This is a genomic window from Desulfovibrio sp. SGI.169 (assembly GCF_050313595.1).
GTDB lineage: Bacteria > Desulfobacterota > Desulfovibrionia > Desulfovibrionales > Desulfovibrionaceae > Desulfovibrio.
This window is the reverse complement of the sequence record NZ_JBNPLS010000012.1, coordinates 55,459-76,764: the sequence shown is the minus strand read 5'-3', so window position 1 is coordinate 76,764 and position 21,306 is coordinate 55,459. Positions and strand designations below refer to the sequence as shown.

The 21,306-nt window shown below is 63.6% G+C and carries 18 protein-coding genes, 1 other RNA gene and 1 pseudogene; 13 read left to right on the top strand and 7 right to left on the bottom strand.

Annotated elements, in window-relative coordinates:
- From ACQRA4_RS08035 to ACQRA4_RS08010, 6 genes and pseudogenes are all read right to left on the bottom strand, one after another.
- Positions 1–201: pseudogene (locus ACQRA4_RS08035) on the bottom strand (V4R domain-containing protein); the annotation flags it as partial.
- 283 nt (positions 202–484) lie between these two features.
- On the bottom strand, positions 485–1,021 hold the full coding sequence (locus ACQRA4_RS08030; RefSeq protein ID WP_427822555.1) for a serine/threonine protein phosphatase: 537 nt from the start codon (positions 1,019–1,021) through the stop codon (positions 485–487).
- Positions 1,022–2,005 (bottom strand): class II fructose-bisphosphatase, encoded by a 984-nt coding sequence (glpX, locus tag ACQRA4_RS08025; protein WP_427822554.1) that lies wholly within the window; start codon positions 2,003–2,005, stop codon positions 1,022–1,024.
- 87 nt (positions 2,006–2,092) lie between these two features.
- Entirely contained in the window at positions 2,093–3,754 is a 1,662-nt protein-coding gene (locus ACQRA4_RS08020) for an NAD+ synthase (RefSeq protein ID WP_427822553.1), read from the bottom strand.
- A gap of 18 nt (positions 3,755–3,772) precedes the next feature.
- A complete protein-coding gene (locus tag ACQRA4_RS08015; RefSeq protein ID WP_427822552.1) occupies positions 3,773–5,629 on the bottom strand; it encodes a UbiD family decarboxylase in 1,857 nt (618 codons plus the stop codon).
- Positions 5,629–6,126, bottom strand: coding sequence for an NUDIX domain-containing protein (locus ACQRA4_RS08010; RefSeq protein WP_427822551.1), 498 nt, complete (start codon positions 6,124–6,126; stop codon positions 5,629–5,631). The genes ACQRA4_RS08015 and ACQRA4_RS08010 overlap by 1 nt, the downstream gene beginning before the upstream one ends.
- Before the next feature lie 308 nt (positions 6,127–6,434).
- Here ACQRA4_RS08010 and ACQRA4_RS08005 point away from each other — a divergent pair, with 308 nt between their 5' ends.
- The 13 genes from ACQRA4_RS08005 (at position 6,435) to ffs (ending at position 20,044) form a co-directional block, all read left to right on the top strand.
- On the top strand, positions 6,435–7,178 hold the full coding sequence (locus ACQRA4_RS08005) for a sulfite exporter TauE/SafE family protein (protein WP_427822550.1): 744 nt from the start codon (positions 6,435–6,437) through the stop codon (positions 7,176–7,178).
- Between the two features lie 78 nt (positions 7,179–7,256).
- Positions 7,257–8,411, top strand: coding sequence for a sulfotransferase family protein (locus ACQRA4_RS08000; RefSeq protein ID WP_427822549.1), 1,155 nt, complete (start codon positions 7,257–7,259; stop codon positions 8,409–8,411).
- Between the two features lie 93 nt (positions 8,412–8,504).
- On the top strand, positions 8,505–9,986 hold the full coding sequence (locus tag ACQRA4_RS07995; RefSeq protein WP_427822548.1) for an SLC13 family permease: 1,482 nt from the start codon (positions 8,505–8,507) through the stop codon (positions 9,984–9,986).
- 183 nt (positions 9,987–10,169) lie between these two features.
- Positions 10,170–12,086 carry a sigma 54-interacting transcriptional regulator gene (locus ACQRA4_RS07990; RefSeq protein WP_427822547.1) on the top strand — a complete coding sequence of 639 codons (1,917 nt, stop codon included), beginning with the start codon at positions 10,170–10,172 and terminating at the stop codon, positions 12,084–12,086.
- 283 nt (positions 12,087–12,369) lie between these two features.
- On the top strand, positions 12,370–13,065 hold the full coding sequence (locus tag ACQRA4_RS07985; protein ID WP_427822546.1) for a MotA/TolQ/ExbB proton channel family protein: 696 nt from the start codon (positions 12,370–12,372) through the stop codon (positions 13,063–13,065).
- 2 nt (positions 13,066–13,067) lie between these two features.
- Positions 13,068–13,514, top strand: coding sequence for an ExbD/TolR family protein (locus tag ACQRA4_RS07980; RefSeq protein ID WP_427822545.1), 447 nt, complete (start codon positions 13,068–13,070; stop codon positions 13,512–13,514).
- Between the two features lie 7 nt (positions 13,515–13,521).
- Complete coding sequence (locus ACQRA4_RS07975; RefSeq protein ID WP_427822544.1) at positions 13,522–14,451, top strand: TonB C-terminal domain-containing protein; 930 nt, start codon at positions 13,522–13,524, stop codon at positions 14,449–14,451.
- A gap of 261 nt (positions 14,452–14,712) precedes the next feature.
- On the top strand, positions 14,713–15,573 hold the full coding sequence (locus tag ACQRA4_RS07970; protein WP_427822543.1) for a TonB family protein: 861 nt from the start codon (positions 14,713–14,715) through the stop codon (positions 15,571–15,573).
- Between the two features lie 31 nt (positions 15,574–15,604).
- On the top strand, positions 15,605–16,933 hold the full coding sequence (locus tag ACQRA4_RS07965) for a translocation protein TolB (protein ID WP_427822542.1): 1,329 nt from the start codon (positions 15,605–15,607) through the stop codon (positions 16,931–16,933).
- 201 nt (positions 16,934–17,134) lie between these two features.
- On the top strand, positions 17,135–17,602 hold the full coding sequence (gene pal / locus ACQRA4_RS07960; RefSeq protein WP_427822541.1) for a peptidoglycan-associated lipoprotein Pal: 468 nt from the start codon (positions 17,135–17,137) through the stop codon (positions 17,600–17,602).
- 221 nt (positions 17,603–17,823) lie between these two features.
- Entirely contained in the window at positions 17,824–18,804 is a 981-nt protein-coding gene (locus ACQRA4_RS07955; protein WP_427822540.1) for a D-2-hydroxyacid dehydrogenase, read from the top strand.
- 118 nt (positions 18,805–18,922) lie between these two features.
- Positions 18,923–19,738: an amidohydrolase family protein gene (locus tag ACQRA4_RS07950; RefSeq protein ID WP_427822539.1), complete on the top strand. Its 816-nt coding sequence runs from the start codon at positions 18,923–18,925 to the stop codon at positions 19,736–19,738.
- A gap of 220 nt (positions 19,739–19,958) precedes the next feature.
- Positions 19,959–20,044, top strand: an RNA gene (ffs, locus tag ACQRA4_RS07945) — signal recognition particle sRNA small type.
- 215 nt (positions 20,045–20,259) lie between these two features.
- On the opposite strand, the gene ACQRA4_RS07940 is transcribed toward ffs, so the two are convergent.
- Positions 20,260–21,045: an FCD domain-containing protein gene (locus tag ACQRA4_RS07940; RefSeq protein WP_427822538.1), complete on the bottom strand. Its 786-nt coding sequence runs from the start codon at positions 21,043–21,045 to the stop codon at positions 20,260–20,262.
- Between the last annotated feature and the right edge of the window lie 261 nt (positions 21,046–21,306).

Sequence of the window (21,306 nt, the reverse complement as noted above, 5' to 3'; positions counted from 1 at the left end):
AAAATTTTTCCCGGCCAGATAGCCCGCCTCATAGAGAATGCGGTCAGACTCCTCCGTGCCATAGCGCGCCTCCAGAACATCCCGCAAGGTATATTGAAACAGGCGGTACACTTCGATGCGCGTGCTGTTGCCCAAATTGAGCCTGCCGTCTTCAACATCGCCAATGAAATCCCATGAAAACCGATAAGGGCGAGACTTCATGAATTACTCCTCAATATAAACGCATATAAACAGTCTATTCTATAGCTATAGAAAACAACTTGTACAGTTTGTCTTAAAAATAAAAATGCATGGTTCACCCGAGGGGTTGAACCATGATGGTCTTTCCTCAAAAAACGCATGCTCCACTTATTCACGGCGCTTTTTGCGCCATGCCGGGCTCTCGCCCGCATGCGAACTCATCACGGAGCACCATGCTATAATTTCAGAACAATTTCAAGCAGTCATGCGCGGGGCGCAAAAAGCAGAGACGCCCGCGCCATGTTCAGTGCTTGATGGGCGGCGCGTCGCCGCCGGCCTTGAGCATGGAGCCCAGATGGCGGCGGGCCAGCGCCAGCTCGTCTTCCGTGACGCCGGGCATGTCGCGCGGGCGGGTGCCGCTCATGTCGTTGCCTTCCTCCACAATGACCAGGGCGGCGGCCATGCGGCCCATGACGCAAAAAAAGCGCACCGGCTCCCAGCCCTGGCCGCGCACCCATTCCGCCGCCCGGGGCGAATAGAGAAAATCCGCCTTGCCGTTGCGCAGCACCGGGTGCGCCTCTTCCCCGCTTTCCTTGGCCCAGGCCCGGAAACGGGGCAGAATTTCGAGAAAGCCCACCAGTTCCCTGTCAGTCACCGGCGGCTGCCTGTCATAGACAGTTGCGGCCTGAGGGGCCTTTTTCTGGGCGACGCGCGCCGCCAGAGCGTCCGAAGGCGGAAGAGGCAGCAGGCTCAGGGCCGCGACCAGCGCCGCCGCCAGGGCCGGCGCGGGCCGGAACGCCCGACGCCACCGCGCCGGCGACATGAAGGAGCAATTATTCATTCAATACCGCACCGCACTGATTTTAGAAAGCCTGTCCATATTGTGATAGGACTCCACATACCGCAGGGTGCCGGTTTTGCCGCGCAGAACCAGCGAATGCGTCACCGCGTGACGGGCGCTGTAGCGCACGCCGCGCAAAAAGTCGCCGCCGGAAATGCCCGTGGCCGCGAAGAAGCAGTCGTCGCTGCGCACCAGGTCATTGACGGTAAGCACTTCACGCAGATCAATGCCGGCCTCGGTGATGGCCTCTTTTTCCACATACGACTGCGGGTTCAGCCGGGCCAGAATCTGCCCGCCCATGCCCTTGATGGCGCAGGCCGCCAGCACGCCTTCCGGCGTGCCGCCCGTGCCTATCATCACGTCCACTTCAGAGCGCGGGTCCACAGCCATCAACGCGCCGGCCACATCGCCGTCGGTCTGCAACTGAATGCGCGCGCCGGCGGCGCGAATTTCCTCAATCAGACGCTGGTGGCGCGGCTTGTCCAGCACAAAGACCACCAGATCCTGCACGCTTTTGCCCATGGCCTTGGCCGTGTTGAGCAGATTGTCCCTGACCGGCGCATCCAGGTCAATGACGTCGCGCGCCTCGCGCGAAACCACCAGCTTTTGCATATAAAAACTGGGGCCGGGATTGAACATGTTGCCCCTGGGGGCCACGCCCACCACGGAAATGGCGTTGGGACGCCCGTACGCCAGCAGGTTGGTGCCCTCCACCGGATCCACGGCCACATCCAGGCTGGGGCCGTCGCCCATGCCCACTTTTTCGCCGTTGTACAGCATGGGCGCGTGGTCTTTTTCGCCTTCGCCGATGACCACCATGCCGTCGATGTGCAGAGTGGCGAAGCTGATGCGCATGGCATCCACCGCCGCGCCGTCTCCGGCCTCCTTGTCGCCCCGCCCAAGCCAGCGGGCCGACGCCAGGGCCGCGGCTTCGGTGATGCGTACAATATCAAGGGCCAGATTTTTTTCCGGTGCTTCCGCCATGTCATCCTCCGCTCATAAAACTGCGTTGTTTGGAATCTGTTTTTTACTCCACTGCGCTCCGGGCTTCAAGAAAAAAGGCGGATGACCTTACGGCAGCCGGTAGCGCCCGGCCACCGGCGTCTGCCAGCCCGCGCCGAAGGGCGCCCGGCTCACATGCAAGGCCGGCGGCGCCTGACGGCGCTTGAATTCCGCCCGGAACAGCCTGTCGCGCACCTCACGGCACATGTTGTCAAGGGGCTTGTCCAGGGCCGCCGACGACGGTTCCAGCAGGGCTTCCAGCACGGGGTCCAGTTGCTCATAAGGCGGTATGCTGTCCGCGTCTTTCTGGCCGGGGCGCAATTCGGCGGAAGGGGCCTTGTCAAAGATATTCCGGGGAATGACCTCCGCGCCGCGGCAGGCATTGTACCAGCGCGCCACGGCATAGACCCGGGTTTTGGTCAGGTCGGCAATGACGCCCAGCGCGCCCACGGCGTCGCCGTAAAGGGTGCAGTAGCCCATTGCCCCTTCGCTCTTGTTGCCGGTATTCAGCACCAGGGCATTGGCCCGGTTGGCCAGGGAGGTCAGCAGCGTGCCCCGGATGCGGGCCTGCACATTCTCGAAAGTCACGTCGCCGTCACAGGGCGGAAAAATATCCAGCCCCGGCTTGAGGGCAGCCTCAAAGGCGCGCATCAGCGGTTCAATGGGCAGGGTCACGGTGGTCACGCCCAGATTGTCCGCCAGTTGACGGGCGTCGGTCAGCGCCCCTTCGCTGTTGTAGGGCGAGGGCATCAGCACGCCCGTGACGTTGGCCGCGCCCAGCGCCTCCGCCGCGATGCAGCAGACCAGCGCCGAATCCATGCCGCCGGACAAACCCACAATGGCCCTCTGCGCGCCGCATTTGCGCACAAAGTCGCGCGTGCCCAGGGTCAGGGCGCGCCACTCGGCCTCCTCGACGCTTTGGCAGAGCGCTTCCACCGCGCCCGCGTCGTGACCGGCGGTATCCACCACCAGCACATCCTCGGCAAAGGCCTTGCCCCGCGCCATCAACTGCCCGGTGGGGTCAAAGGCCAGGCTTTGCCCGCTGTAAATGCGGCTGTCGTTGCCGCCCACCAGATTGACCGAAAAAAGATGCACATGATGGCGGGCCGCCACATGGGAGAGCATGTGCTCGCCCGCCTCCTGCGCGCCCACGCGAAACGGCGTCGCCGCCATGTGCACCACGGCGTCCACCCCGCGCTGGATCAACTCCATGAACGGGTTGTGCCCGCTGGCGTGCTGCGCTTGCCAGAACGCGCCCTCCCCGGTCGCGACGTCTTCGCAGAGGGCCACGCCCAGCCGCCAGCCGTCCAGGGTCAGAATGCCGCAGGACACGCCGTGGTCAAAATAGCGCGCATCGTCGCCCTGGTCGCCGTTGCGGCCCATACTCTGATACACCTTGCGCGAAACCACCTGCCACTTGCCCTTGTTCGCCAGTACGGCGGCATTGGAAAGCAGGCCCGCGGCATAGACGCTGGGCACCGGCGCGCCCACCAGAAGCGGCGGCCCGTCCCCGAGGGCCTCGGCCAGGTTGCGCAGGGCCGCGCGGCAGCCCTGGGCGAAATCGGCGGCGCGCAGGTAATGGCCGGGCGCAACGCCGCAGAGGGCCAGCTCAGGCGTGACGCACAGATCCGCCCCGGCCCTGGCGGCCCGTCGCGCGGCCTCCAGAATGCGGACCTGATTGCCGGCCACGTCGCCGGTGACGCTGTTGCACTGCAATAAGGCAATTTTCATGAAGCGGCCTCTCCACCATTAAAAGTATCCATGCAAAGGCCCGCCCGGCGCCGCCAGCGCCTCCACCCGGCGCGTGACGGCCGTATCCTCTTCCAGCGGAGGGGCGTGAAAAGGCTTGAGACGGGCGTCCAGAATCAGGGGCGCGGCGCAGGACCAGTGCTTGGCGTGAATCCGGGCATGCGCGCCATAACTGTCTGTGGCCGGATCCGAGCGGGTGAACGCCACCCAGAGAAAGTTGTCCAGCTTCGCGGCGCAGAAAGCGGGATCATCCACCACCGCCACCAGCGGAAAGTCTTCGGCGGCGGGCCAGGCCGCCAGACGGCGGGCCAGCTCTTCCAGAAGCGGGTCAGCTTCGCCGCGCTTCAGGCCATGCGCCGGGCCGCGCAGAGCCAGCATACCCGGCCCGGCCACGCGCGCTTCGCCAAAACCATCGGGCAGATCGGGCAGAGCGCGCGCTTCCAGAGCCAGCTCACGCCGTTTTTCACCGGCAGAGGCCCAGATCAGCTTGGAGCCTTCATGCAGGCCGCTGCCCGTATAGTCCAGCGTGTCATTGGTGCTGCGGGTCAGAAAATGCAGATCGCGGCTGAAGTCGGCGCGCTCCAGCATATGCCGCAGAAAGGCGGGCACATCGCGGGCGCGCAGGCCGGGCGCGTCCTCATGCGCGGCCAGAAGCACATATTTGGCCAGGGCCGTCTGGGTGGTTCCCAGCAGGTGCAGGGCCGCCGTGAGCAGCTCGCGCGGCTGCCGCCGCGCCTCATAGGGCGTGTAGCGCTCGCTGCCCAGCGCCAGCAGAAGGGGGTGCACCCCGGCGGCATCCACGGCGTGCACCTCGCGCACGCCCTGAAAGACCTGCGGCACCAGGGGCGCGGTAAGCTCGTGGATGAAATCGCCGAAAACCGTATCTTCCTGCGGGGGGCGGCCCACGGCCGTGAAAGGCCAGACCGCGTTCCGGCGATGATGCACGGCATCCACCCTGAGCACCGGAAAATCATGCCGCAGGCTGTAATAGCCCACATGATCCCCAAAAGGCCCCTCAGGCTTGAGCCCGGGGACAAGACGCCCGCTGATGCAGAAATCCGCCTCGGCCAGAACAGGCAGGGGCAGGCCCGCGCAGCGCGCCAGGCTCACGCGACGTCCGCCCAGCAGCCCCGCGAAGCGCAGTTCGGACAGGCCCTCGGGCAGAGGCATCACCGCCGCCACACTGAGCGCGGGCGGCCCGCCCACATAGACATGCACCGGCAGTTCCCGGCCCCGAGCCAGCGCATGGGCATGGTGCACGCCGATGCCCCGGTGAATCTGATAGTGCATGCCCGCTTCGTCGGGCCCGTAATCATTGCCCGCCAGCTGCACCCGGTACATGCCCAGATTGGAAGCGTCCAAGCCGGGGCGGTCGGGGTCTTCGCTGTAAACCAGGGGCAGGGTGATAAAGGGGCCGCCGTCTCCGGGCCAGCAGGTCAGACGCGGCAGTTCGGCGAGAGCGCAGCGGCATTCCAGCACAGGGGGCGCGCCGCCCCCGCTCCGAAAACGCCTGACGCGCGGCAGCATGCGGAGCAGGCCGGGCAGGGCCGGCAGCGCGCGCCAGGGCCGCCGCAGGGCCGCCGCGGGATCGGCCCTGGCCGCCAGCACGGCGTCCACGGCCCGCAGACTGTCCCGAAAAATATAGCGCAGACGTTCATGCGTGCCGAAAAGATTGGCCAGCATGGGAAAACGCGAACCCCTGACTCTGGTGAACAGCAGGGCCGGCGCTTTGGCCCGGAAGGCCCGGCGCTGCACGGCGGCCAGCTCCAGATACGGGTCCAGCTCCACATCCACGCGCCTGAGCTGTCCCCTGGACTCCAGATCCGCCAGGCATTGACTCAGATTGGCGTAGCCCATCAGCGACTCCTTTCCCGCGCCAGAGGCTCCACCGCGCCCAGAACCCGCCGGCCGGCCAGAACGTCGCGAAAGTCGGCCAGAATGCGGGCATGGTCAAAGGCCAGCGGTTCCGGCGGAGCGTCTGGAGGATAAAAAGCGGCCTGGGCCGCGTCGTCACCGGCGCGCAGGGCCAGGGGATCACGCGGCCTGCCGGTGAACACCACGCTCAGGGTATGCCGGCGCGGGTCGCGATCCGGGCGGGAATACACGCCCAGCAGGCCGGTCAGTTCCACATCCAGGCCGGTTTCCTCGCGCATTTCGCGCACGGCGGCGGCCTCGGCCTGCTCGCCCTCGTCAATGAAGCCGCCCGGCAGCGCGTACCCCAGAGGGGGATTGGCCCGCGCGATAAGCACCACGCCGCGCGCGGGCTCGTAAATGACCACATCCGTGGTGGGCGCGGGGTTGCGGCAAAAACCGCAGGCTTTGCCGCAATGCGGACAGATCTCGTCTTTTTTCATGCGTTTTCCTGAGCAATGAGCTGCGCGCTCATGGTAAGCCAGTCCGGCCCGCGCCGCAAGCCGAACGCGCAAAATTCACAGAACTGAGACGTCCGCCATCGTGAACCCGCTGAAAAATAAGCCAGGGTCAGCCCCCGTTAAGGCGACGCCCCTCTCATATCTGCAAGGTTTTATTTCATAATTGCAAATTTCGTATGCCGAGCCCAATTATCCAAAAAATAATAATAAGTAATTACAACATATTATCACAGAGAATCCACATGGCACGCTGATTGCTGTTTCGGAAAGTCACAAACCTGGAGCATGCCATGTTTTTTCTTTTGTTACTGGTGGCCATTTTTGTCGGAGGCCTTATCGGCACTGTGGGCGTGGGCGGCATTCTGCTGATCCCGTCCCTCAGCCTTCTGGCCGGACTTTCCACCCATGCGGCCATGGCCACGGCGCTGTTCAGCTTCATCTTCACCGGCCTGCTGGGCACATGGCTTTTCCAGCGGCATGGCAGCATCGACTGGCGCATCACCATCCCGGTCTGTCTGGGCGGTCTGCTCTGCGGCTATCCCGGCGCTCTGGTCAATGCGCTGGCCCCGGCCCGCCTGCTGGACCTGCTGCTGGGGGCCGTCATCGTTTTCGCGGGCGTATACGCCCTCTTTCCGGCCGGGGGCGGCAACCGGCAATACCGCCCCGGCGACCTCAGGCAAAAGCTGTTTCTGCTGACCGTAGGCGGCGCCGTGGGCTTCGGCTCCGGCCTGACCGGCGTGGGCGGCCCGGTGCTTTCCGTGCCGCTCATGGTCATCCTCGGCTTTTCGCCCCTCACGGCCATCGCCGCCAGCCAGGTCATCCAGATCGCCGCCGCCCTGTCCGGCAGCGCGGGCAATCTGGCCCACGGCTTCATCGACGCCGGCGTCGCCGTCTGGATTACGGCCGCCGAGTTGGTGGGGGTCACGGCGGGCGCGCGCCTGGCCCACAGCATCTCCCAGGCGTCGCTCAAAAAAGTGGTTGCCGTGGTCTGCATCGCGGTGGGCGCATTCATCATCCTGCGCGCCTGCATCTAGCGTCTGATTGCAAAGGCAGACGCCAGCCCGCTTTCAACGTGAAACACCCTAACTTTTTACCGGCACAGGAGGAACCCCATGCCTATCCGTCTCAAGGAACGCCCCATTTTCATGATCGGCGCCGAACGCTCCGGCACCACCCTGGTCATGGCCCTGCTTGGCTGCCATTCACGCATCGCCGTGCCCGAAGTGGTCTGGTACTACCCGCGCTTTTATCCCTACCTGCACACTTACGGCGATCTCTCGCAGGAAAAGAATTTCCGCGTTCTGGCCGAAGAAATGGTCTTTGGTCTGAAGACGCCCTTCTGGGGCATGCGGGTCAACCCCCGCACCATCGTGGACGAAGTGCTGGAACTGGCCCCGGAACGCAGCTTCGCCGGCCTTTACGCGGGCATGCACATACGTTTCGCCCAGTATGTGAACAAAGCGCGCTGGGGCGAAAAAACACCGCATAATCTCTACTTTGTGGGCCCCATGCACCATGACTTTCCGGATGCGCAATTTATCTATATCACGCGCGACGGTCGCGACTCCTGCGTGGACTATATGGAATCCTCCTTCGGCCCCACCAATATCTATTGCGCGGCCCACTCCTGGAAGCGCTGCTGGAACGCTGTCAAGGAATGGCGCGAACCGCTGCGGGAAAAGGGACTCTGGCTGGACGTCAAATACGAGGAACTGGTGCGCGAACCGCAAAGGGTCATGCGCGGCGTATGCGAATTTCTGGGCGAGGATTTTGAGGAAGGCATGTTTGACTTCTACAAAACCGACCTCTGCCGGGCGCGCGGCGCTTCGCGCGACCATGCCCCGCTGGGCAAGCCCATCAGCGACAAATATGTGGGCATTTACAAGGATCTGCTTTCCCCGCGCGACCAGCGCATCTTCGCCGCCGTGGCCGGCAGGGAGCTGGAAGAAGCCGGCTACAAAAACGATGCGGAAGCGGAAATGCCCGATCAACGGATGATCGACAAATATCTGGAATTTGACGGTCGCATCCGTGCCGCCACTCTGGACGGCTTTGAAGGGCACATTGTTTTTGAGAGCTATAACGACTGGCTTGTGGACCAGCGCGAGGAGCGCCGCAAAAAGGGCATCTGGAATGCCGCCGACGCGCCTGTGGTCTTCCCCGCCGGAGACCCCGACGAAGAATACATTACGGGGCTGCGCGCCTCCGCACGCTGGAAAAAGCATTTTTCCATCAAACGGCGCTATGTGGGCGACGTGGTGCTGTAGCGGCCCTTTCCGCATCACGTTCGTGTGAACCGCATGGAAACAACTCCCCGGCGGGTCGTGACCGGCCCGCCGGAACAGACCCGGAGAAAGCTCATGCCCCATACCAGATCCTCACTGCGTCGCATTCTGCTTATTCTGAGCGGCCCCACCCTCCTGCTGCTGGCCCTCTGCCTGCCCTGCTTCGGTCCGCTTAACGCCCGCTTCGGCTTCGGCATCCTGTTCTGGATGGTCTGGTGGTGGATCACCACCGCCGTGGACATCAAGCTGACCTGCCTCGTGCCCATTTTCGTGGTCTGCGTTTACAGTTATATGCCGCTGGGCAAGGTGCTGGAAGCCTATGTGCACGAAGAGGCCGCGCTCATTTTCGGGGCCACGGCCATCACTGCCGCCTGGGTGCGCTGGGGTTTCGCCAAACGCCTGGCCCTCAACTTTCTGATGCGCGCCAGCGGCAACGTGCGCGCGCAGACAGCCGGATGGTTCATTCTCTGCGGGGTCACCTCCTTTGTGGTGGGCAACACCACGGTGGCGGCCATGTTCGCGCCCGTGGCCGTGGCCTCGCTGATGTACGCCGGTTACAGCAACAACGAGGAACGCTGGAACTCCAGAGCCGCGTCCAATATCCTCATCGCCGTGGCCTGGGGCGCCAGCGTGGGCGGCATGGCCACCCCTCTGGGCGGCGGCCAGTCAGTGGTGACGTATGGGCTGCTCAACAAGTATCTGGGGCACAACATTTATTTCCTTGACTGGACCCTGCGCATGCTGCCCGTCTCCATCCTGGTGGTGCTGGGCGTGGGCGTCATGATGTGGTTCATGCGCACGGACCGGGAAAATTTCGGCGGCGGCAGAGAATTTTACCGCCAGGAACTGGCCAGGCTCGGCCCCATGAGCTATGAGGAAAAGGTCTCCTTCTACGGCTTTGCCCTGGCCATTGCCCTGGCCGTGCTCCAGCCGCTCTATGCCCCTTATGCCAAGGGGCCGCAGTGGGCCTGGCTTCAGCCGACCCAGCTTTTCTGCATTATTCCCCTGCTCCTGCTCTTCTGGCCTTCGCGCGGCGCCAAGGGCGAAAGCATTCTTTCGCCCCAGACCTTGCGGGATCACTTCCCCGTGACTATTTTGTTCATGTGGCCCGCGGCCGTGGCGTTGAGCAAGATACTGGGGGCCACCGGCGCATCCGCCGTCTTCGGGCAATGGCTCACGCCCTTTGTGGGCATCAGCGACGGTTTTTCCATCGTGGCCTGGAGCGTGGCGGCCAACGCCCTGTCCCAGGTCACCAGTGATACGGCGGCCGCCGGGGTCATGGTTCCGCTGGCCATTGAAGCCATGAACCACTGGAACGGCCTGCAATTCGGCGCTGTGCCCTGGGTCTGGATCACCGGCGCGGCCATCAGCTGGAGTTACGCCGTGGCCTCGGCCACCGGCGCGCAGGGCATTGTGGCCGGCTACGGGGCCAACCTGCGCGCCATGTTTCTCTGGGGCCTGGCAGCGGCGGCGGTTTCCGTGGGCATCACCATCCTTTACTTCTGGCTGACGGTGGCGGTGCTGAAGCTGGATTTCTACATCCTGCCGCCAGCGTAACGTCTCGCTTCTGAGCGCAAAAGCCTTACGGGTTTGCAGCGTCCGCTTTTGCGGGCAGACGCGAAACCCGTACCCCGACCGTCGGGCCTTTCGGAAAAGCCCGGCGGGCATCCTCCGTCTCCGCGTCCGCCCCCGGGGCGGGCGCGGATAACGCATTCCGGCGAATCCGCCACAGGACGCGGCATGAACCACAGCGCCTTCCATTTCGCCTTTGTCTCCAATTCCCTGCCCGTGGCCCGCATTGTGCATGACTATGCGGCGACCCGTCGTCTGCCTGTAGAAATCCGCCTGGCCAGCATGGAGGAGGCCCTGCCCGTGGCCCGCGCCCTGCTGGCCGAGGGCACGGACGTGATTCTGGGCGGCGGCGGCACCGGCAAGCTGCTGCGCCGTCACCTGCGCCGCCCGGTGGTGACCGTCGCCCGCAGCCATCTGGACATCCTTGAAGCCCTGCTCAAGGCCCGCGAGCATACGGACTATATCGCCTGCACCTGCTACGGAGCGCCGCCGCCCTGGCCCGCCCTGTTTGCCAAGTTGCTGAACATCCGCCTGCTGCCCGTCACATTCACCACAACGCAGGAGCTGACGTCGGGCATCAGCCAGGCTGTGGATCAGGGCGTGGGCTGCGTGGTGGGCGGCGGCATCTGCGCGGAGATAGCCCAGGCCCAGGGCTGTCGCGGCGAAGTGGTCACACCGGGCGGGGAGGCGCTGGAACGGGCTCTGGACGAGGCTCTGAACATCGCCCGCTCCCAGCAGCAGGACCGGGAGCAGACCGCCTGGCTGCGCGGCGTGCTGGAGTCTCTGCATGAAGGCATTGTGGGCGTGGATGCCGAAGGACGCACGGCCACCAGCAACCGCGCCGCGGAGGCGCTGCTGGAAGACCTTTTTGATTCCTCCGGCGGCCATGGCCTGACGCAGAGCCTGGGGCTCGCCAAAGCCCTGAAAACCGGCTGCGGCGAGGAAGGGATCATCCGTCGCCTCAACGGGCAGGAACTGGTCATCAACACCCGTCCGATCCTGGTGGACGGCAAGCCGCGCGGCGCGCTGGCGGCCTTTGCGCCGGCCGCCCGTCTGCGCGATCTGACCCGCAGGCTCAAAAACAGCGGCCGGCGCGGCCTTATCGCCCGTCACAGTCTGGACAGTCTGCTGGGCGCAAGCCCGGCCATGCGCGAACTGCGCCTCCAGGCCGCCCGTTTTGCCAACGCGGACGCCGCCCTGCACATCCACGGAGAAAGCGGCACCGGCAAAGAAGTGCTGGCCCACGCCCTGCACCAGGCCGGATCGCGCGGCAAAGGCCCATTCGTGGCCCTGAACTGCGGCGCGCTGCCCGAAAGCCTGCTGGAAAGCGAACTCTTCGGCTACGACGAGGGCGCGTTTACCGGAGCGCGGCGCGGCGGCAAGGAGGGCCTGTTTGAACTGGCCCAGGACGGCAGCGTCTTTCTGGACGAAATCGCGGATATCAGCCCGGCCGTGCAGATACGCCTGCTGCGCGTTCTGGAAACCGGCGAAATATTCCGCCTGGGCGGCGACAGACCCATTGCCGTCAACGCCCGCGTGATCAGTTCCTCCTGGAAAAATCTGGTGGACGAGGTGCGGGCCGGGCGCTTTCGGGCTGATCTCTATTACCGCCTCTCGCTGCTGCGCCTGCAAACCCCGCCCCTGCGCAAGCGCCCGGAGGACATCCCTCTGCTGGCGCGACACCTTCTGGCACGGATGAACATGGCGCACAAGGAGCTTTCGCCCCATGCGCTGAATCTGCTGAAGGGCTATGCCTGGCCCGGCAATGTGCGCGAACTGGACGCCCTGCTGCGCCGCTATTCTCTGCTCTCGGACGGTGCGCAGTGCGACGAGGCGCTCTTGGAAAAACTGCTTGACGATCTGCGCGCCACCCAGGGCCTGCTCGCCCCGGCGGAACAGCCCGCCGGAAAAAGCGCCGGCCTTCCCCAAGGTCGGGGCACTCTCAAAGAACGCCTGGAAAGCCTGGAAAGGGAGATCATCCGCGCCGAGCTGGAAACGTGCGGGCGCCATCGCGGCCGGGCCGCCAGAAACCTGGGCATCAGCGCCAACACCCTGTGGCGCAAAATGAAATCCGGCCCGCGCTGAATGCCGCGCCGGCGAGAGCCCGCCGTTGGAAGTCATTTCATGCCAGCATGAAATAACTTCTAAAAAAATTCTTGAAAAAAGCGCGTACTCGTTGCATCCTCCGCCTCGAAGCCCTGTCGCGGGCCTGGCGGTTCCGCCCCCTTGCGGTGGACGCTTTTTTGCGTCCATTATCCGGCCCCGCCTTGCGGCTGCGCCGTAACACGCGGCGAGGCGGCCCCGACGCGCCCGCCGCGGCGCAACGCCCGCGAAACGGTTTTGATCGCGCACTGTTACGGAGAACCACATGGAATTCAGCTTTTTTTCAATGGTCGCCCAGGCGAGTCTGGTGGCCAAGGCCGTGCTGGCGCTTCTGGCGCTTATGTCCATCGGCAGCTGGGGGATGATGATTCAGAAGTTCATCGCGCTCAACGCGGCCAGCCGCAAGGCATTGAGCGGCGCCGAGCGTTTCGAGAAAGCCGCCAGCCTGCGCGAGGCCGTGCAGTCTTTGGGGTCTGACCCGGCTTCGCCGCTCTACTACATCGCCCATCAGGGCGTTTTGGAGTTTAACCGCTCCAAAGAGCTGGGCAATTCCAGTGATGTCGTGGTGGACAATGTGCGCCGGGCCTTGCGCCAGGGCGTCGCCAGCGAGCTGTCCCGCCTGCAGAGCTCTCTTTCCGTGCTGGCCACCACGGCCAACACCGCGCCCTTCATTGGCCTGTTCGGCACGGTCTGGGGCATCATGAGTTCATTCCACTCCATCGGCATGCTCAAATCCGCCTCCCTGGCCACGGTCGCGCCCGGCATTTCCGAAGCGCTGGTGGCCACGGCCATAGGCCTGGGCGTGGCCGTGCCCGCCACGGTGGGCTTCAACATCTTCATGGGCAGGCTTTCCCAGGTGGACACCCTGCTGGTCAATTTCGCCGGTTTCTTCCTGAACCGCGTCCAGCGTGAGCTTAACGCCCACCGCCCCGTGCAGCGCACGGGCGCCACGGAGCTGTAATCATGGGCGCGAGCCTCGGCAACAGCAAATTCGTCTCGGAGATCAACGTCACGCCCTTTGTGGACGTGATGCTGGTGCTCCTGATCATCTTCATGGTGGCCACGCCCATGATGAGCCAGGGGCTGGATGTGGATCTGCCCCAGACCAAACAGGTGGAAGTGCTGCCCACTGAAGCGGATCACATGATTCTTACCGTGCGGAAGGACGGCAGGATATTTCTTGACGAATACGGCGTGGACAGCATGGAAGACCTGGAGGGCTATCTCCGTCGTCTGGTCAAGGAAAAGAACAAAAGCCTCTTTTTGCAGGCCGATAAGGAAGTTCCTTACGGCATTGTGGTGGATGTCATGGGGCATATCAAGGCCGTGGGCATTGAAAAGCTGGGCGTGATGGCCGAGCAGGCCGAGGGCGCGGCCCCCGGCGGCGCGAAAGCCGGCGCCCGGAAGTAGGTTCCGCATGCGCCTGGCCTCCTATGTCCTCTCTTTCTGCCTTCATCTGGCGGTCTTTCTGCTGATCTGGTTCTGGCCCAGCCATCCGCCGTTGCGGCTGGACACGCCGCCGGTGATGATCAGCCTGGTGGAAGGCGCGCCAGGCGGCAACCGAACCCCCTCGCCCATTCTGGGGCATATGGGTGAACCGGCGGAGGGCCCCAGGGTGCCCACGCCGCCCGCCCCCAAAAATGAAATCGCCGCGCCCGCGCGGGAAGAAGTGCGTGAACCCGCGCCTGTGCCCGCGCCGCCCAAGGAGGCCGCGCCGGTCAAAAAGCCCGAACTCAAGCCGGAACCAAAACCGGAACCAAAACCCGCGCCCAAGCCGGAAGCCGCCCCGGTGGCCGAAAAAAAGAAAGACCCGCCCAAAAAGGAAGAAGCGCCCAAGAGCGACGCCAAAAAGCAGGAAAAAAAGGAACAGCCCCCCAGGCGGGCCCCCAGGGAAGACCCCGTGGCCGCCGCGCTGCAAAAGGCCCGCAAGGCATCCTCGCGCGCCGAATCCGGCGACCGCGGCAATGCCATTGAGCAGGCCCTGGCCCAGGCTCAGCGCAGGGCCGGCGGCAATCGCGGCGGAGGCGGCGGCGAGGGCGACGGCCCCGGCGGGGGAGGCCTGGGCGATGTCTACATGGGCCAGGTCATGCTGGCCGTACGGCCCAACTGGGGCTTCGCCTCGGCGGCGCGCGCCAATCTGGCCTGTTCGGTCAGAGTCAGGGTGGACATGCAGGGCAAGGTTCTGCTGGCCGAGCTCAGCCAGAGTTCGGGCAACGCCCAGTACGACGCCTCGGCGGTCAACGCCGTGGTGCGCACCGGTCAGGCCGGGCAGTTTCCGCCGCCGCCCTCGGCCCAATACACGGATCTGGAGCTGGTTTTCAGTTATGACGAAATCATGGGGCGCTGACGGCTCCGGCGCAAACGCCACGGCACAGCCCGCGGCCGGCGCTTTGCCGAAGACGCCAGCCTGGAGCGGATCAGATTAGGCTCAGACCTCATCAAAAAAAATTGTGGCGGAGCACAACCAGCCCCCCCTGACCAACCGCGTATTGACAGGGGCTGACTCTAGAACGAATTGCCTTTGAAAATGCTCCAAAATGTAAATCGGGTCGGCTGTTGCCCTGGAGGAACGGCAGAAGGCTGATCCGAACCAATCCGGGAGGACGACATGACACCCCCCTTTCGCGCGGCCTTCGCGGCCCTGTTGACGGCACAGCTTATGGCGACGGTTCCGGCCCTCGGCGCAAGCATTGCGGCGACGGATCAAAATGACGGCTACTCCGGCAAGGTTCTGGACAAGATTCTTGCGGTCTGGACGCCGCCGGCCCTCAAGGGAGATTTCAGCGTCAGGCTGAAAATATCGCTGGATGGCCAGGGCAAAGTGCTGAACTGCGGCCCCGTCAAGGCGTCGGGCATGGAAGCGCTGGACGCCTCCGCCTGCGGCGCGGCGCGTCAGGCGGCCCCGTTCGGCGCGCCGCCCTACGGCATGCCCCTGGATGTGCACATGGCCTTCTGGACCGGCACGCCCAAGAACAAACCGCAGACCACCGCCCCTTCCGCCGAAGCTTCCGCCGAAGAACGCGCCGCGGCCATTGCCAAAAGCGCCGGGCAACCGACGGCCGGCGTTCGGCCCGCCCCTGCGGCCAAAAGCGCTGGCCTCACCGAAGAGGAAATGCGGCTGAATCTCGACGCCCCCGCAACGCCCCAATCCACGAAAGGCAAAGCCGTCGTCATGGCGCAGGACAAGTATGACGCGCGCTATCGCAAATACCTTTCCGGCGTTGTCAGAGACTTGCGCGACGCCATGTACATCCCCGCGGAAACCACGCCGGGCGTCTATTACGCCACGGCGCGGCTGAACGTGGATGCCGCGGGCGTCATCAAAAAATACGACCTGCTGCAGGGCAGCGGCGACAAGCGACTGGACAAATTTGTGCTTCAGGGCATACGCCGTGCAGGCCGCGTGACGCCGCCGCCCGCCGGCCTCGGCAACACGCTGGATGTCACCTTTACACTGGTGCGCCGCTGACGCGCGCCGACTCAATGAGGAACACCGTGCCATGAAAAAAAGCTTTCTTCTCCTGGCCCTGGTTTTGTCCATGACGCTGGGGCCGCTTTTCGCTTCCGCCGCTGAAGCGGCCATGCGCGTGGACATCATGAATCCCGGCCAAAATATTGTTAACCTGGCGCTGGCCGCGCCCCTCAAGGGCCCACAGACCCAGGCCGCGGGCATGGGCGGGGAACTGCAAAAACTGGTGGAACAAAACCTGAGCTTTCTGCCCTTTATGCGCCTCACCGACCCCAAGGCCGTGCTGGGCGGCGTGCTGCTGCCCGGCTACGAACCGCCCGCGCTGGACTTCAAGCGATTTCAGCTGGCCGGTTCCGACATCGTGGTCACCACCTTCTGGCCCGACGGCGACAGCGGCTCCCGGCCCGTTCAGATACGCGCTTTTGAAACCAACACCGGCGGTCGTCTGTTTGGCAAAGAGTACCCCAAGGTCAGCAGCCGCGACCTGCCTGAAGTGGCGGATCGTTTCTGCGCCGACCTGCTGGAGGCCCTGACCGGCAACGGCGCTTTCTTCCGCTCCATTCTCGCCTTTGTGAAAAAGTCCGGCAAGCTGAGCGCCAACGTCTGGCTGGTCAAGCCCACGGGCCGCGACTTGCGCCAGATCACCAACATGCAGGGCGAGGCCATGTCCCCGGCCTGGTCCCCGGACGGGCGTTTTGTGGTGTTCAGCCATATCGACCCCAAATCCCACGCTCTGGGCGTCTGGGATCGCTCCACCGGCAAGGTGCAGCGCATCCGCTTTCCCGGCAATGTGGTCATCGGCCCGGCCTTCATGCCCGACAACAAGGTGGCCGTGGCCCTGTCCAACGGCAAATACCCTGTCATCTTCCTGCTCAACCACGTTTTCCAGAAAGAGCGCGTGCTGGAGCAGAGCAACGCCATCAATGTCTCGCCCACCTTTGACAGTACGGGCTCCAAGATGGCCTTTACCTCCTCCCGGCTGGGCGGGCCGCAGATATTCCTCAAAGATCTGAACAGCGGCAGCGTCACCCGCGTGAGCAAGAACGGCTCCTACAATACCGAGGCCAACCTCTCGCCCGACGGCACCCTGGTGGTTTACAGCCGGATGACCGATTACGGCCATCGCATCTTCGTGCAGGATATGCTGACCGGCATGGAACGCCAGATCACCTTCGGCCCCGGCAGCGACGAACAGCCCGCCTTCTGCGCGGACAGTTACTTTATCGCTTTTGCCTCCACCCGCAACGGCGGTCGCGGCATCTACCTTACCACCCGCCACGGCGGCGACGCCAAGCAGGTGCCCACCGGCGGCGGCGCGGCGTCCTTCCCGCGCTGGAGCATGCCTGTAACGCAAAAATAACGTTAAGGCCCGGCCGCCTTCTTTACCCGGTCGTCCGCATTTCAGGGCGACCGGGTAAAAAAAGTTTTACGAATGTGCCTTCCATATCTTGACAAAAATGGAAGGGCAGATACCATCCTTCTCGCGCGGATCACGAAATCCCGCATTGTGCAGAAAGGAAAGGCATTTTTTTGGAGTATGAGCTGTTCAGGAGGACACACAATGAAACGCTACGCTCTTATTCTTGCTCTGGTTGTGGCCCTTGCCGCCGGTTTCGGCTGCGCGAAGAAAAACACCGCCGAACCCGGCTATGATGATGGCATGACCCCTGAAATGCGGGCCGCCATTCAGCAGATCACCGACGCCCGCGTGTACTTCGCTTTCGACAAGTTCAACATTCAGCCCGAATACAAGGACATGCTGAAGGCCAAGGCCGACCTGATGAAGCAATATCCCAGCATTCGCGTGCGCATTGAAGGCAACTGCGACGAACGCGGCACCCAGGAATACAACCTGGCCCTCGGCGAACGCCGCGCCCGCGCCGCTTATGAATACCTGGTCACCCTGGGCGTGAGCCCCAACCAGCTTGAAATGATCAGCTACGGCAAGGAAAATCCGGCCGTTCAGGGCAGCGGCGAAGCCGTGTGGTCCAAGAACCGCCGCGACGACTTCCGCGTGATCGCCCACTAGGCGTCCGCTGATTGATTTTTGCAAGGCCGCCCGCAAGGGCGGCCTTTATTTATGACAAAACCCGCTTTGCGGTGTTTGCGCCGTCCAGGCCGCTTGCGGGCTTGGAAGACACGAAAATCAGTCGCTTACGGCGCGGGGCTACGACTTGTCATTGCAATGCCGCTGCATGAAAAAATTCGCCCCGCGGCGGCAGCCCACAGTCAGCAAGCTGAGGATTCTCCATGAAAATAGTCATTCTTGACGGCGCCGTGCTCAACCCTGGCGATGTGGACTGGGGCCCTATCGAGGCGCTGGGTGACCTGACCGTGTACGACGAAACGGGCAAGGCGCAGCTGGCCGAACGGGCCAGAGGCGCTCATGTGCTGCTGGCCAACAAGACCTGTCTGCGCCGCGACGATCTGCCCGCGCTGAAGGATGTGCAAATGGTGGGCGTGCTGGCCACGGGCTACAATACCGTGGATGTGGACGCCCTCGCCGAACGCCGGATTCCTGTCTGCAATGTGGTGGCTTACGGCGTGGACGACGTGGCCCAGCACGGCATGGCCCTTTTGCTTGAGCTCTGCCGGCACACCAGCCGGCATACCGCAAGCGTCAAAGCCGGGGACTGGGAACGGGCCGGGCAATGGTGCTACTGGAAAAGCACTCCGCTCTGTCTGGCGGGCCTGACCATGGGGCTCATCGGCTTCGGCGCCATCGGGCGTCGCATGGGGCAGCTGGCCCACGCTTTCGGCATGCGGGTGCTGGCCCACTGTCGCGCGCCCAAACGTCCGCCGGCTTACAGCCCCTTCGCCTTCGCCTCTCTGGAGCGGATTTTTGCGGAGTCGGACGTTATTTCCCTGCATTGCCCGCTCACGCCCCAGACGCGCCACCTGATCAACGCCCAAAGCCTGGCCGCGATGCGCGACGGAAGCATTCTTCTGAACACGGCGCGCGGCCCGCTGGTGGATGAAGAGGCGGCCGCCGAGGCGCTGAGGAGCGGGAAATTGCGCGGACTCGGCACGGATGTGCTCTCACAGGAACCGCCCGGTTCGGACAACCCCCTGCTCAACGCGCCCCATACGCTGATCACGCCGCATATTGCCTGGGCCACGGTCAAGGCGCGGCAGAACATCATCAATCTCACGGCTGAAAATATCCGTTGCTGGCAAGCGGGCGTCCCGATCAATGTGGTCAACGGGGTGACCTCCACAGCCGCGCGATGAGGGCTGGCGTTTCAGCGGGTTGCATCAACCGTTGTCCGCAAGGCGCGCCTTTCATGGCAAGGCGAATCGCCTTGCGCGCTCCCGCCGCAACATAGTCTTACACCGCACAGGGCCGACCATGCTTATTGACATCCATACCCACGCCTTTCATCCCAAAATCGCCCACAAGGCCGTTGATCGCCTCAACAATTTCTATGCCGTCGCCTGCGCCGGCGACGGAACCATAGACCATTTGCTGGCCCGCGAAAAACGCGCGGGCGTGGACAAATGCGTGGTGCTCTGCGCGGCCACCGCCCCGGCTCAGGTGATTCCGGCCAACAATTACGCCGCAAGCCTGCAAAATAACCATGCCGAAGTCATTGCTTTCGGCACCCTGCACCCCGGCTATGCCAACTGGGAGGCGGAACTCGGACGAATCAAGGCGGCGGGCCTGCGCGGCCTGAAGCTGCACCCCGACTTCCAGGGTTTCCGGCTTGATGACGCGCGCCTGCTGCCCATTTTCGAGGCGGCCCAGAAGGATTTCATTTTTGAAATCCATATCGGCGACAATACCAGCCCGGAGAAAAATCCCTCCTGCCCCTACAAACTGGCCGCCATTCTGGACGCGTTTCCGGGGCTGACGGTCATCGCGGCTCATCTGGGCGGCTACCGCATGTGGGAACACGCCCTCAAGGCCCTGGGCGGCCGACGGCGCGAAAATCTCTGGTTTGACACCTCCAGCGTCACGCCCTTTGTCACGCCTGGGGAACTGCGCGTCTTGCTGAACGCCTTCCCTTCCGAACGCCTGCTTTTCGGCACGGACTGGCCGCTGTATGATCCTGAGGAAGAGCTGGAGCGCCTGCAGCGCATGGCGGGCATGAGCGACGCGCAACTGGAGGCCGTGATGAGCAATGCCGAACGCCTTTTCGCGGCCCAGGGCCCGGCCCTGATCTGAAACGGCACGCCTGCCGTCCCCTTTCGCGCCTTGTTCAGCAGCGGGTGTGCCTGAACTTTTTTGCAAAGCCGATATGCAAAGGCGCCCACCTGAGCGTTGGGCACGCTGACAAAAGGCGCTTGAGCCTCGCGCGCGAGCGGGGGCCGACCCGAATGGCGAAACGCGAATGAATGCGCCGGCCCGGATTGACAGCCCCCTCCTTTGCGGGTAATGCATTGCTCAAGCCGGACGGCGGCAACACTGCCAACCCCGTCAGGTCCGAAAGGAAGCAGCGGCAACAGACGTTGCCGGGTGTCCGGCCCGCAAAAAACGCGACAAGTCAGCCTTGCCGCGTTTTTTGCGTTCTGAAATGCCGTTCCATGAATTTTATGCCGGCACGACGCGAACAAGGCCGCTTTGAGAAGCTCGCCCCTCCCCCGCCACGCGGGAACCTTCGGGCGAACCTGCGGCCGCGCAGGCAAAGGCAACGCGCCAGCCCAGCAAATCCGCTCCGGCGTCATTACGGCGGCACGCCGCCGGCGCTATTCGGGCGAGCGATCCGGCGCGCCATGCATCAGGGGCGGAAAGTCCTGCTCGTCCGGCAGCGACGGCGTCTGATCCAGCGGGGCGAAATCCTCGCCGCTTTCCCCGGCCGCCCGCGCGGCCATCAGATCCACCAGATAAATGCCGCGCATTTCTTCCAGATGCGAATGCATGGCCTGTTCGGCCAGATCAGAATTTCTCTCCTGCAACGCCTTGAACACGGCCGTATGCGCGAGATACGAGCGTTCGCTCTGCCGCCGCACCTGCATGGAAGCATACAGGGGCGTGATCAGCCAGCCCCCAAAGCCCTCGGCCAGCAGACCAAGAAAAGGATTGCCCAGAAATTCCACCAGAGCGCGGTGAAAGGCGAGATCCGCCTCGGCAAAGGAGCGTATTTCCGACTTGTCAAGAAAACCGCGCTGATTGGCGAGAATTTCCCGCAGCGAGCGCAACTGCTCGTCCGTCACCTGGCGGGCCAGTTGCCGCGCCACGGAGGTTTCAAAAAAAAGGCGCAGGTCATGAAGCTGCCGCCAGCCGTCCGGCGAACTGGAATAAATCTGCAATGTGGCGCGCATCTCGCCCAAGAGGGGCTTGAGCGTAAGCTTGCAGACGCGGGCGCGCATGCCGGGCGAAATCTCGATCAAGCCCATGCGCCCCAAGGCGGACAGCGCCTCGCGCACCGCGGGCCGCCCCACCCCGAACTCCTCCATCAGTTCCCGTTCGGAAGGCAGCTTCTGCCCTTCCTGATAAACCCCGGCCCGGATATCCTCCAGCAGACAGGTCAATACTTCGGTATGTACGCGTGGGCGCTGAATATTACGCCGCTTATTCCCAAATATTTCTGTGTGGTTGCTTTTCATGCGCATCGCTGGTATGTTATGAATAATCGGAGAACAAAACCACGCTGATGCCTCAGTGTGCACGGCCTGAGCGCTTTTGTAAACCCGACCGGAGAAATTTTAAAAAGCGGGCCAAAATTTCTTTGCCCATTTTGGTATAACATGTTGACTTGCTAATAACGATAACCTATTCAAAATGAAACGGCA

Bases quoted from the DNA above. Each gene is read 5' to 3' on its own strand.
- ACQRA4_RS08030 (WP_427822555.1), bottom strand. From the start codon at position 1,021: ATGAATAATTGCTCCTTCATGTCGCCGGCGCGGTGGCGTCGGGCGTTC.
- glpX (WP_427822554.1), bottom strand. From the start codon at position 2,005: ATGGCGGAAGCACCGGAAAAAAATCTGGCCCTTGATATTGTACGCATC.
- ACQRA4_RS08020 (WP_427822553.1), bottom strand. From the start codon at position 3,754: ATGAAAATTGCCTTATTGCAGTGCAACAGCGTCACCGGCGACGTGGCC.
- ACQRA4_RS08015 (WP_427822552.1), bottom strand. From the start codon at position 5,629: ATGGGCTACGCCAATCTGAGTCAATGCCTGGCGGATCTGGAGTCCAGG.
- ACQRA4_RS08010 (WP_427822551.1), bottom strand. From the start codon at position 6,126: ATGAAAAAAGACGAGATCTGTCCGCATTGCGGCAAAGCCTGCGGTTTT.
- ACQRA4_RS08005 (WP_427822550.1), top strand. From the start codon at position 6,435: ATGTTTTTTCTTTTGTTACTGGTGGCCATTTTTGTCGGAGGCCTTATC.
- ACQRA4_RS08000 (WP_427822549.1), top strand. From the start codon at position 7,257: ATGCCTATCCGTCTCAAGGAACGCCCCATTTTCATGATCGGCGCCGAA.
- ACQRA4_RS07995 (WP_427822548.1), top strand. From the start codon at position 8,505: ATGCCCCATACCAGATCCTCACTGCGTCGCATTCTGCTTATTCTGAGC.
- ACQRA4_RS07990 (WP_427822547.1), top strand. From the start codon at position 10,170: ATGAACCACAGCGCCTTCCATTTCGCCTTTGTCTCCAATTCCCTGCCC.
- ACQRA4_RS07985 (WP_427822546.1), top strand. From the start codon at position 12,370: ATGGAATTCAGCTTTTTTTCAATGGTCGCCCAGGCGAGTCTGGTGGCC.
- ACQRA4_RS07980 (WP_427822545.1), top strand. From the start codon at position 13,068: ATGGGCGCGAGCCTCGGCAACAGCAAATTCGTCTCGGAGATCAACGTC.
- ACQRA4_RS07975 (WP_427822544.1), top strand. From the start codon at position 13,522: ATGCGCCTGGCCTCCTATGTCCTCTCTTTCTGCCTTCATCTGGCGGTC.
- ACQRA4_RS07970 (WP_427822543.1), top strand. From the start codon at position 14,713: ATGACACCCCCCTTTCGCGCGGCCTTCGCGGCCCTGTTGACGGCACAG.
- ACQRA4_RS07965 (WP_427822542.1), top strand. From the start codon at position 15,605: ATGAAAAAAAGCTTTCTTCTCCTGGCCCTGGTTTTGTCCATGACGCTG.
- pal (WP_427822541.1), top strand. From the start codon at position 17,135: ATGAAACGCTACGCTCTTATTCTTGCTCTGGTTGTGGCCCTTGCCGCC.
- ACQRA4_RS07955 (WP_427822540.1), top strand. From the start codon at position 17,824: ATGAAAATAGTCATTCTTGACGGCGCCGTGCTCAACCCTGGCGATGTG.
- ACQRA4_RS07950 (WP_427822539.1), top strand. From the start codon at position 18,923: ATGCTTATTGACATCCATACCCACGCCTTTCATCCCAAAATCGCCCAC.